The organism is Nocardia asiatica NBRC 100129, from assembly GCF_000308415.1.
Lineage (GTDB): Bacteria > Actinomycetota > Actinomycetes > Mycobacteriales > Mycobacteriaceae > Nocardia > Nocardia asiatica.
The window spans coordinates 18,208-30,143 of the sequence record NZ_BAFS01000167.1 but is presented as its reverse complement, the minus strand read 5'-3'; the positions used below and the strand labels follow the sequence as shown (position 1 = coordinate 30,143).

Genomic DNA, 11,936 nt, shown 5'->3' with positions numbered 1-11,936 from the left:
GCGATCACCTGGATCCGACCCGGAGGATGTGCATGTCGGATATCGCAATTGTCGGCATCGGGTGCAGATTCGCAGGCGGAATCGACTCGCCCGACACCTTTTGGGAATTCGTTCTGGACAAACGCGACGGCGTTGTCGAGATGCCGGCCGATCGCTGGGATTACCGCCGCTACTACGATCCGGAACCACGCACGCCGGGGCGCAGCTACACCAAGCACGCGGCCTTCATGACGATCGATCCGTGGGAGTTCGACCCGGACTTCTTCGGCATCTCCGCCCGCGAGGCGACCGTGCTGGATCCGCAGCAGCGCCTGATGCTCGAGGTGACCTGGGAGGCGCTCGACGACGCCGGGATCGCCCGGCACGCGGCGGGCGCGTCGATCGGTGTGTACGTCGGCGGGTTCGTGGTGGACCAGTCGGTGATCGGCGTGGTCGGCCCGGCCCTGTTCCACACCGACATGCACACACCGGCCAGTGCGTCCTACACCATGCTGTCCAATCGGATCGCATACGCGCTCAACCTGGTCGGCCCCGCTCTCACGGTCGACACCGCGTGCTCGTCGTCGCTGGTCGCCTTCCATCTCGCCTGTCAGGCCCTGGCGAACGGCGACTGCGAGGTGGCGCTCGCGGGCGGCGTGAACGTGATGCTGCAGCCGGAGACCTTCGTCCTGATGTGCAAGGGCGGCTTCCTGGCGGCGGACGGGCGCTGCAAGTCCTTCGACGCCTCGGCCGACGGGTACGGGCGCGGTGAGGGCGCGGGCATGGTGGCGCTGAAGAAACTCGACGACGCGGTCCGCGACGGCGACCGGATCTACGCGGTGGTCAAGGCGACCGGCTCGAATCAGGACGGCCGCACCACAGCGATCACTGTGCCCAACGCCGATTCCCAGGAAGCTCTGGCCCGTGCGGTGTGCGAGCGCTCGGGCCTCGCGCCGGACGCGATCACCTACGTCGAGGCGCACGGCACCGGCACGCTGGTCGGCGATCCGGTCGAGTTGCGTGCGCTCGGGCGGGTGTTCGGCGCGCCGGCGGGGCGCACGCGCTCGCTGGGCGTCGGCTCGGTGAAATCCACGCTCGGCCACACCGAAGCCGCTGCCGGTATCGCGAGCGTGATCAAGTCGGCGCTGGCGATCCACCATCGCACCATCCCGCCGCAGGGCTGGCTGGACAAACCCAATCCCGACATCCCATTCGACGAGCTGGGACTGCACGTGCAACTCGAGGCGGAGGCGCTGCCCGAGGACGCCGAGCCGATGACGATCGCGGTCAACGGCTTCGGCTACGGCGGTACCAACGCCCACACCATCCTGCAGGAGTTCCGGCAGGTCCCCGCCCGGACGGACGCGCCGCCACGGCATTTCGGCATCCTGCCGATCTCGGCGCGCAGCACCGGCGCGGCCCGTGCGCTGGCCGCCCGGTTCGGTGATCTGATCAGCGCGGGAGCCGACCCGCACCGGCTGGCCGAGGCCGCCTGGACCCGCATGGCGCACCACCAGTACCGCACGGGCATGCTCGTCGGCGACACCGCCGACCTGGTCCGGGATCTGCGGCTGTTCGCCGCGGGGGAGGGCCGCGACGCCGCGCGGACGATCGTGGCGCGCACGGCGGAACCGGTGTTCGTGTTCTCGGGCATGGGTCCGCAGTGGTGGGGAATGGCCCGCGAGTTGTTGCGGGCACAGAGCGTTTTCGCCGACACGGCCGCGAAGATCGACGCGGAGTTCAGCGCGCTCGCGGGCTGGTCGATCATCGAGGAGCTGCTGCGGCCGGAGGAAGAGTCCCGGGTGACCAGCACCGAGGTGGCGCAACCGGCCAACTTCCTCGTGCAGGTGGCGCTGGTGCGGGAACTGGCCGAGTACGGCATCCGGCCCGCGGCCGTGCTGGGGCACAGTGTCGGCGAGGTGTCGGCGGCCTACGTGAGCGGCATGCTGTCACTATCCGACGCGGTGCTCGTGGCCCATCACCGGGCGCGGTTGCAGGCGACGACCGCCGGTTCCGGTGGCATGCTCGCGGTCGGGATGTCGGCCGAGCAGGCCCGTGAGCTGGTCGGCGGCGACCCGCGGGTGGATGTCGCCGCGATCAACAGCGCGAGTTCGCTGACCTTGTCCGGCGATGTCGACCGTCTGGACGAGATCGCCGAAAAGCTCACCGAGGACGGCGTTTTCGCGCGCCGACTGCGTGTCGAGGTGCCGTATCACAGCCGGTTGATGGACCCCATCCTGGACGAGCTGCGCGAGGCGCTGGCCGGGCTGCGGCCGATGGCGCCGACCGTGCCGCTGTACTCCTCGGTCACCGGCGAGCCGGTGCTCGGCCCCGACTGGGACGCCGAGTACTGGTGCGCGAACGTGCGCGAGCCCGTCCGGTTCGCCGACGCGGTCACGAAGCTGATCGGCGCGGACAGCCGGGTGTTCCTGGAGGTCGGCCCGCACCCGGTGCTGTCGGGCAATATCCGCGAGGCTCTGCTGAGCGCGGACGTCAACGGCACCACGGTGGCGACGCTGGATCGCAAGCAGCCGGACTCGGAGAGCATCCGCCGCACGCTCATCGGCCTCTACGCCGCGGGCGTGCTCGACCTCGGCGAGCTGTTCCCGGCGCGGCGGCCCGCCACCCCGCACGTGCCACTGCCGCGCTATCCGTGGCAGCGGACCCGGCTGCATTCGGCGTTGCCACTGTTCGAGCAGGCGCGGCTGGGGACCCCCGGCACCTACGCCATGCTCGGCGACCCCGACGTCGAGGGCAGGCCGGACTGGCTGCTGCAGGTCGGCACCGAACTGCTGCCGTGGCTGGCCGACCATGTCGTCAACGGCGTCAAGATCATGCCCGGCGCGGCGTACCTGGACGCCGCGCTGAGCGCCACGGCCGCCCGGCTCGGCGTCGAACGCGTCGCCCTGGAACAGGTTCGGTTCGTGGCGCCGCTGATCATGGGCGCGCCGGACGTGCCGCTGGTCGCGCTGACCGTCGAGGAGGCCAGCGGCCGCTTCCTGCTCCGTTCGCGCTCGGCGACGGGAACGGCCTGGACGGTGCACGCGTTCGGCCGCACGCTGACCGGCAGCCACAAGCCCACGAAGGTCACGGTCCCCACCCTGGACGTCGGTCTCGACGTCGACCCGCAGCTGTTCTACACCGGCCTGGCCGCGGCGGGGCTGCAGTACGGCCCGGCCTTCCGCCGCGTCACCTCCGTGCGTGTCGGCGCCGAGGCGGTCGTCGCCACGGTCGACGGGTCCATCGCCGCGGGCTCCGGACACCTCGCCCACCCGGCGGTGGTCGACGCCGCGATGCAGTCCGCGGCCCTGCTGTTCGCCGACGCCCGGATCGACGAGGGCACGCTGGTGCCGGTCGGTGTCGCGGCGGTGCGCCTGGTCGCACCGTTGCCCGAGCGGATCACCGTGGTCGCGCGGCGCGATCCCCGGGCCCGGCTGCGTGCCGACGTGGACCTGCTCGACGACGACCACAACCTCGTCATGCGGTTGAGCGGCCTGCAGATCGGCGCGCTCGCGCCGGGCCAGGATCCGCTGCATCGAATGGTCGACTTCTACTACGCCGAAACGCTGGAACAACGCGATCCCATCGATCCCGAGTCGCTGCCACGGGATTCGGTGGCCACCGTGATCGTCGCGCTGGGCGGCGACTGCCGCCGCGCGGGACAACTGGCCGCCGCCATCCCGGGCTCCCGGCTCTACCTGGCCGGAGCGGCCGGCCGCGAACTCGCCGCCGACCTGGCCGCGACATTGGCGGCCGCCAAGGCCGAGGGCCCCGACCGGCTGCACGTCTGCGTGGTCGCGGGGAGCGTCGAAGACGACGTCGCCGATCTGTGGACCCTGGAGCGGATCGCGGTGGCCCTCGACGAGTTCGTCCATCCCGACACCACCGAACAGGGGCCCAAGAGCGTCTTCGGTGACGGGTGGTGTCATGCCACCCTGGTGACCGAGCACGCGTTCGCGCTGCCGGACAGTCCCGTCCCGCCGAACTCGAATCACGCCGCGCTGGCCGGCGCGCGCCGGGTGCTGCTCAACGAGCAGTCGGCGCTGCGCTGGCGGCTGATCGATGTGGACCCCGACACCGAGATCGACGGTCTGCTCACGGAACTGGCCGTGCCGGGCGCGTTCTGGAACGACAACCTCGACGAGGTCGTGCTGCGCGCGGGCAAGCGCTGGGTGCCGCTGGTGACCAAACCGCTGCAGGAGCGCCTCGACGCCCTCGACACCGCCGAACCGCTGCGCGATCAGGAGGTCAACTTCACGCTGGAGCTGCCGAGGACACGGATGCTGTCGGCGCTGGCGTGGCGGCGGTGCCCGCGGCCCGAGCCGGGACCGGGCCAGGTGGAGGTGCGGATGAAGATCATCGGCCTCAACTACAAGGATCCGCTGAAGGTCATCGGCCTGCTCGGCGAGCGCGAACTCGCGCCCACCTATTTCGGCACCGTGCCCGGGATGGAGGGCGTCGGCGAGGTGGTGCGCGTCGGCGAGGGGATCACCGACCTCGCGGTGGGCGAGCTGGTCGCGGTCGCCGCCAAGGGCATGATGCAGCGCTACGTCGTCGTCGACCGGCAGCTGACGATCCCGCTGCCCGCCGACGCCGATCCCGCGTACTGCACCAGCACCATCGCCTTCGGCACGGCCGAATACGCCCTGCTGGATCTGGCCCGGCTGGAACCGGGCGAGACGGTGCTGATCCACGGCGCCGCGGGCGGCGTCGGCACGGCCGCGATCCAGGTGGCCAAGGACCGTGGGGCCCGTATCATCGGCACGGCGAGCACCGACGAACGGCGCGCCCACGTGCTCGGCCTCGGCGCGGATCACGCGATCGACTCCCGCTCGCTCAACTTCGTCGACGACGTGCTGGAGCTGACCGGCGGCAAAGGCGTCGAGGTCGTGCTCAGCAGCGCGCCGGGGGAGATCCTGCGTCAGAACTTCAACGCGGTCGCGGAATTCGGGCGCATCGTCGAGGTGGGCAAGGCCGACATCTACACCGGCGGACTGCTCGAGCTGGCCTACTTCGACAAGAACCTGGCGTACTTCTCGATGGACCTGGACCGCCTGGTCGCCGTCGACGCGCAGCGACTGGCCCGACTGCTGCAGCGGGTCTACGAGAAGGTGCTCGCGGGCACCTACCAGCCGCTGCCTTACAAGCTGTTCGAGACCGGCGAGGTGGCCAGAGCTTTCGAGGAGACCATCCGCTCGACCGGGCTGGCCCGGATCGCGCTGCGTATGGATTCGCCCACGCCCGAGGTGCGGCCGTACCTGCCCGAGATCGAGATCGACAGCTGCGCGACCTATCTCGTCACCGGCGGATTCGGCGGCCTCGGAATGGCCATCGGGCGTTGGCTGGTGCTGCGCGGGGCGCGACGGCTGGTGCTGCTCAGCCGGGGCGGCGCGGGCACCGAGGAGGCGCGCAGACAGCTCGAGGCGTGGCGCACCGTCGGCGTCGAGGTGGTCGAGGAACGTGCCGACGTGACCGACCCGGAGGCCGTCGCCGCGATCGTCGCGCGGTCCCACAGCGGCGAGCACCCGCTGCGCGGGGTGTTCCACGCGGCGGGCACGGTGGCCGACAACCGCCTGGCGGCGATGGAATTCGCGGAATTGGACAAGGTGTACCGCCCGAAGGTGCACGGCGCCCGCGTGCTGCGCCGAGCCGTGGCCGACGCCGGAATCCGGCTGGACATGTTCGTGCTGTGCTCCTCGGGCGGTTCGATGTACGGCATCTACGGTCAGTACAACTACTGCGCGGCCAACGTGGCGGTGGAGGCGCTGGCCGAGGAATGGTCCCGGGCGGGCGAACGGGCGCTGTGCGTCGGCTGGGGTCACCTGTCGGGCGCGACGGGCGGCATGGCCGCCGACGAGACCGCCCGCAAGTACCTCGACCTGGTCGGCTTCGACCCGATCGACATGGCCGACGCCACCGCGTACCTGGAGCAGACGCTGCGCCTGGGCGTCGCTCGCGCGGCGATCATCCCGACCGACTGGGCCAAGCTGACCGGTACCTTCCCGCAGCTGACCCGCACGGGCCGCACGATCGCGCTCGCGCAGGCCTCCGCCAAGGACACCTCAGAACTGGCCCGGCTGCGCGCCGAGGTGGCCGCAATCGAGGAGGGCAAGCGCGGCGCCTTCGTCGCCCGCAAGATGGCCGAGGAACTCGCCGTGGTCATGGGTGTGCCGGTCGAGTCCATCGACATGACCGTTCCGGTGCCCGAACTCGGGCTGGATTCGCTGATGGCGGTGGAGCTCGGCGCGCGGGTCACCAAAACCCTCGGCATCGACCTGATGTCGCTGCAGATGGGCCGGTCGTTCAGCCTGGAGCAGGCGGGACCGAAGGTGGCGGAGCTGATCCTGGCCGCGGATTCCGGCAAGGGCCAGTCGGCTCCGGACCCGGCCACGTCGGCGGTCGAGCCGGTGGCCTCGAACGGCGCCGCGGCCGAACCGGTTCCGGTGCTGGCGGAGGCCAGGCCGTGACCGACCGTCGTCGTCGAAACGAGGTAGCGCCGTGGTCAGTTTCGGACTGATCGAGGAATGGGAGCCGGGGCCCGGCCGACTGGTCAGCTGGGCGGCGTCACCGGATTCGGTGGCGCGCGCTCGGCGGGCGCCGGTGCATCCGGCCCCGCCCTCCCACCAGCAGGAGCAGTATCTCCGGCTCGCCGATCGGCACGCCCAGGCGGACTTCCGGTACTCGGGCCTGTGCCTGGTGACCGCGGAGATCCCGACCGGCGGCCTCGACCTGGCCGCGATGACGCGCGCGGTCAACGCGTTCCTGTTGCGCCACGACACGTTCCGGACCTGGTTCCGAGTCGATGCCGCGGGCGCGATCGAGCGGCACCTCGTGCCCGCGGAGGACGTCGAATTCGTGCCGATCGATTACGGCCACGTCGACCACGCCAGGGCGATCCGCGATCACGTCCAGAAGACGACGCCGGGACCCTTCGACTGGGACTGCTTCACCTTCGGGGCGATCGAACGCGAGGATTCGACCACGGTCTATCTGGCGGTCGATCATCTGCACACCGACGGATTCGGGCAGTACCTGTCCGGATTCGACCTCGCGCTGTTGTATCTGCGGGAAGTGTGGGAAGACGTCGGCATGCTCACCCCGGCGGCCAGCTACCTCGACTACTGCGCCGCCGAGCGGGCGTACACGGGCCGGATGACCCTCGCCTCGCCCGGCGTGCGGAAGTGGCTGGAACTCATCCGCGGGAACGACGGCGAACTACCGTCCTTCCCGCTGGATCTGGGCAGGCGCACCGATGTCTACAACCGCAGCGCACACCGTACGGTCACCCTTTTCGACGAGCACACCGCCCTGCGGTTCGAGCGGGTCTGCCGAGCCAACGGCGCGGATTTCGTCGGTGGCATCTTCGCCGCGGCGGCGCTGACCGAGCGCCGGCTCATCGATAGCGACTACTACTTCGGCATGACGCCCGTCAGCACCCGCAGCACGGCCGCCGAACGCGCGTCGGTGGGCTGGTACGCGACGCTGCTGCCGGTGGCTTTCCCGATCGGCGCCGCCACCACCTTCGCGCGAGCCGCCGCCCTCGCGCAGCGCGCCTACGAGAACGGTCTCCGCCTGGCCCCCACCTCGTTCCAGCGCGTGGTGGAACTGCTGCCCGCCGACTCCGACCTCGACCTGGAACCCGGCTGGTCCACGCCGATGATCTCGTACGTGGACACCCGAGAGCTGCTCGGCAACGAACTGTTCGACTTGGGGTCGTGCGGGCTGTACGCCAATCGCGCCGCATCCGAACAGGTCCTGATCTGGATCAACCGGTTCGCGTCGGAGACCACGCTGAGCGTCATCTACCCGGACACACCGGTGGCGCACGGCTCCGTCGAACGCTATGTGGCCACGCTCCGAGCGGTGTTCGCGGCGGCGGCCGAGGACGGCCTGTGAGGAGGGCTTGTGCACACCGCGTTTCGTGACCCGGGCATCCCCGACGGAGAGAAGTCCGTCTACACCGTGACCGTCGCCGATCGGCCGCCGAAGCTCGACCTGATCAGTGTGGTCACCCACGACGGTGACGGCTACCGCTCGATTCTCGAGGCCGGCCTGGGACAACGGCATTTCGCGATGAGCATCGAGCAGCGGTTCCGGCGCTACGGAGATCGGCTGCAGGCCGAGCACTACCGCGCGGAGACACGTTCGGGCACCACGGTGGTCTCCCGCGAGGAAGCGAACTTCCTCGGCACCGTCCATCTGCAGTTCGGCGGCGGGATCGCGCCCTTCCCGGCGAACGTGATGCCGCTGGCCGGCGGCTTGACGCTGCTGCGCGGCCTGGACTTCGCCGAGGGCGCCGAGGAGTGCGTGGATCTGTGGCTGGCCTTCTCGGTGCACCTCCCGCTCGGCGCCAAAGTGGAACAGCGCACCGTCGTCGAGGTTCCGGCCGGGCGAATCACCAGCTGGCAGGTCCGGTTGCGACCGCGGCTGTCCGGGCTGAACACGATGCTGGAGAAGGTGCTCGGCGGATTCCTGCCACCCGCCGTGGCGCATTTCGACGCGACCCCGCCCCACCGCCTGGTCCGCCTCAGCTTTCCGACCGGCCCGATGCCATGGGACCCCCGCGGCCTGCTCGAACTGGTCGCCTGACTCGATACCGGCGAGTGCACATGTCCGCGGACACCTCGCGGACATGTGCACTCGGCTGTCAGGTGGGAGTGGGCGTGCGTTCCTGGACAGTGGTGGGGATGATCCGGCGGCCGCGCGGCGACCACCAGTTGGCGGGGCCCATCAGTTGGACCAGGGCAGGGACCAGGAGCATGCGGACGAGGGTGGCGTCCACGACGAGGGCGATGATCATGCCGAGGCCGAGGAAGCGCATGGGCGTCAGAGGGGACAGGGTGAACGCTCCGGTGACGATCACCAGCAGGGTCGCGGCGGCGGTGATCACGCGGGCGGTCTTGACCGTGCCCGCCCGCACCGACCCGGCGGTGTCGGCGCCCGCGTCGTGCGCCTCGACCATGCGCGACAACAGGAACACCTCGTAGTCGGTGGAGAGCCCGAACACCACCGCGATGATCAGCACCAGCATGCCGGCGGTGATCGGGCCGGTGCTCACGCCGAGCGGGCCGGCCAGATGCCCGCCGCAGAAGATCCAGGTGAGCACGCCGAATGTGGCGGCGAGGCTGAGGAAGGCGAGGGCGACGGCTTTGAGCGGCAACACGATCGAGCGGAACGCCGCAGCCAGCAAAACCATCGTCGCGGTGACCATGACGAGAACCATCCACGGCATGGCGGCCACGATCGAGCGCACGCTGTCGACCGTGGCCGCGGTGTCACCGCCGATCAACAGGACCGTGCCGTCGGGGGGCGTCAGCTCCCGCATGCCACGGACGGCCGCGCTCGCCGCCTCGGTGCGGTCGGTGTCGCGCAGGAACGCGTGGAAGACCACGAAGTCCTCCGCGCGGCCCACTTGGAGGACCTGCCGCACTCCGTCGGCCTCGCCCAGTGCCGTCGCGGCCGCGTCGACGGCGGCCGATTGCGGCGGCCCGTCGGTGCCGCGCAGCACGGCGGTGACTCCGCTGCCTGCCGCGGGAAACTGCGCGGTGAGTTCCTCGACCGTGACGCGCATCGCGTTGTCCGCGGGCAACGCACGGTGGTCGATGTCGCCGAGCCGCAGCCCGGCCAGCGGCGCCGCGAAGACCAGCAGGACGGCGCCGACGACCACGGTGACCAGACCGGGTCGCCGCAACACCCGATCGACCAGCCCACCCCAGAAGCGCTCGGTGCGATCGATCACCCGTGCGCTGCCGATGCGCGCGCCGAACAGGGCCAGCAGCGCGGGCAGCACGGTGAGCGACAGTCCGGCCGCCAGCGCGACGGCGGTGATCGCGCCGATCCCCAGCGACCGCAGCACCGCCTGCGGGAAGACGAAGGTTCCCGCGAACGCGCAGACCAGCAGCACCGCCGAGAACGCGACCGTGCGGCCGGCCGTGGCGTAGGTGCGTGCGATCGCGGAGTGCACCGCGTGCCCGTCGGCGACCTCCTCGCGGAACCGGGTGACCAGGAACAGTCCGTAGTCGATGGCCATCCCCAAGCCGAGCAGCGAGGCGATGTTCATCGCGAAGGTGCTCACCTCGGTGAACTCGGCGAGCACCCGGATCGCGCCCAGCGCGCCGAGCACCGTCAGGGCGCCGACCACGACCGGGAAGGACGCGGCGACGAGACCGCCGAAGACGAGCACCAGGATGAGCAGCGTGAGCGGGAGCGAGAGCGATTCCGCGCGCAGCAGATCGTGCTGGGACTGCGCGTTGATCTCGGTGGAGATCGCGCTGTAGCCGGACAGATCGGTGGCGACGCCCGGAACCCGCAGGCGCGGCTCGATATCCGGGTACGCGCTGACGCGCTGGTCGGCGTCCCCGGCGAGATACACCAGGGCCAGTGCGTGCCGGTTGTCCGCCGAGCGCAGGAACTGCTTGCGTGCGAATCCGGCGTTCCAATAGGTCTCGATGGGTCGTTGCAGCATCGCCGGGTCGATTCGCGTGAGCGATTCCCGCACCTGGGCGCCGATGTCGTCGAGCGTCTGCCCCTCCGGCGCGGTATAGCGCACGATCACGTCGGGATTCTGGGGTCCGAAGTGGTCGCTCACCAGCTGATCCACGTGCGACGACTCGCTGCCGGGATCGATGAACCCGGCCGCCGTGACCTTCTCGGACGCGCCGATGCCCAGCAGGCCGGACAGCAGCATCACCGCGGTCACCACCGCGAGCACCAGCCGTGGCCGGGTCGAGACGACGTGGGCGAGGGCGGTCATCGCACGGCCGCATCGTGCGGCGCCAGCTCGGCTTCCAGCCGCGCGGCGATCTTGTCCAGCAGCGCCTCCAGGCGCTGTTCGATACCCGCGCCATTGCGGCAGGAGACGGTCAGCTCCAGTTTCCCGCGTGACTCGACCATGGCGAACAGCAGCGGCATCGCGCCGCTGTGCTGGGGCAGCACCCGCAGGGCGGTCGGCGTCCAGCCGGGGACAGCCAGCTCGTCGAGATCGACTGTGCCCATGTGGGAGACGGTGGCCGATACCATGTTCCGGTTCGACCGCGCGCCGAGCCGGTTGCTCCCGCGCAGCACCCCGTGGACGACGGCGGCGGGGAACCGCGACAACTTGCCGTTGTCCAATTGATTCAGTTCCCGCTTCTCCCGCAGCCCGGTGCGCATCCGCGCGCTGATCGTCTGCCAGTCCTCACCGGGAGCAACGTCGAGGAACAGCGGCAGCGCCAGGTTTGCGGTGGAGCGCAGCGCGGGGTCGTGCCTGCGCAGGTCGACCGGAATCATGAACCGCGACTTCGTTTCCGACTCGGCGGCCAGGACCGCCGCGACGCGCGCGACGATCGCCTTGCCGGTGGCCTCGATGGTGCGGTGGCGCAGCAGCCAGCGCGGAGCCGCCGGATCCTGGCGGCCCCGGCCGGTCGGCGCCGCGTATGTGGGCAGCACCCGCGTCGGCTTGCCCGGCGCGCCGACCCGCGCCACCAGTTCGGCGTCGGCGATCGGATCGGGCGCGCCGAGGGGCGGCTGTCCGCGCAGGGCACGGAAGACGTCGTCCACCCACATCCGCAGACCCATGCCGTCCATCACGCCGTGGAAGGCGCGGAACAGAACGGTGGTCTGCTCGCCGGTGAGCAGCAGCACCTCGGTGGTCCGGTCCGGTGTCGGCCCGATCGGGCTGTTGAGCACCGCGTCGTGCTCCAATGCGGCATAGTCCAGCGACCATCCCGGCACGACGCGCACGGTGGCGGCCAGGCCGCTGTCGACCCACTCGTGGCCGTCGCGGATCAGCCGAGCGCCAGGTACGGCCGCCGATGCCACGTCGACCGCGCGCTGCACAGCGGCCGGGTCGAGGCCGCCGTCGCCGTGGACGGCGAGGTGCATGACGAACGGCGGCGTGACCTCCCGGGTGCGGAAATAGAGGCGTTCGGTGGGCGTGATCTTCCTGCGGAAGACGGGGGAGTTGCTCATGCTGGTCT

5 protein-coding genes are annotated in these 11,936 nt (G+C 70.6%); 3 read left to right on the top strand and 2 right to left on the bottom strand.

What is annotated here, in order from left to right; all coding sequences use genetic code 11:
- The first annotated feature begins 32 nt into the window (after window positions 1-32).
- The 3 genes from ON27_RS15725 to ON27_RS15715 are packed head-to-tail and all read left to right on the top strand — an operon-like array spanning window position 33 to window position 8,568.
- Window positions 33-6,446, top strand: a complete 6,414-nt coding sequence (locus tag ON27_RS15725) for a type I polyketide synthase (protein WP_043726846.1) — start codon at window positions 33-35, stop codon at window positions 6,444-6,446.
- A gap of 31 nt (window positions 6,447-6,477) precedes the next feature.
- Window positions 6,478-7,875: a condensation domain-containing protein gene (locus tag ON27_RS15720; RefSeq protein WP_043726844.1), complete on the top strand. Its 1,398-nt coding sequence runs from the start codon at window positions 6,478-6,480 to the stop codon at window positions 7,873-7,875.
- A 9-nt stretch (window positions 7,876-7,884) separates the two neighbouring features.
- The gene (locus ON27_RS15715) at window positions 7,885-8,568 is read left to right on the top strand and encodes a hypothetical protein (RefSeq protein WP_043726841.1); all 684 of its coding nucleotides are present in this window, start codon (window positions 7,885-7,887) and stop codon (window positions 8,566-8,568) included.
- Between the two features lie 58 nt (window positions 8,569-8,626).
- Here ON27_RS15715 and ON27_RS15710 read toward each other — a convergent pair whose 3' ends face one another.
- Both ON27_RS15710 and ON27_RS15705 read right to left on the bottom strand, forming a co-directional pair.
- Window positions 8,627-10,732 carry an MMPL family transporter gene (locus ON27_RS15710; protein ID WP_043726839.1) on the bottom strand — a complete coding sequence of 702 codons (2,106 nt, stop codon included), beginning with the start codon at window positions 10,730-10,732 and terminating at the stop codon, window positions 8,627-8,629.
- Entirely contained in the window at window positions 10,729-11,928 is a 1,200-nt protein-coding gene (locus tag ON27_RS15705) for a hypothetical protein (RefSeq protein ID WP_043726835.1), read from the bottom strand. Before ON27_RS15705 ends, ON27_RS15710 begins: the two co-directional genes overlap by 4 nt.
- Window positions 11,929-11,936 lie beyond the last annotated feature (8 nt).

Excerpts from the sequence above, each read along its gene's own strand:
- ON27_RS15725 (WP_043726846.1), top strand. The coding sequence starts at position 33 with ATGTCGGATATCGCAATTGTCGGCATCGGGTGCAGATTCGCAGGCGGA.
- ON27_RS15710 (WP_043726839.1), bottom strand. The coding sequence starts at position 10,732 with ATGACCGCCCTCGCCCACGTCGTCTCGACCCGGCCACGGCTGGTGCTC.
- ON27_RS15705 (WP_043726835.1), bottom strand. The coding sequence starts at position 11,928 with ATGAGCAACTCCCCCGTCTTCCGCAGGAAGATCACGCCCACCGAACGC.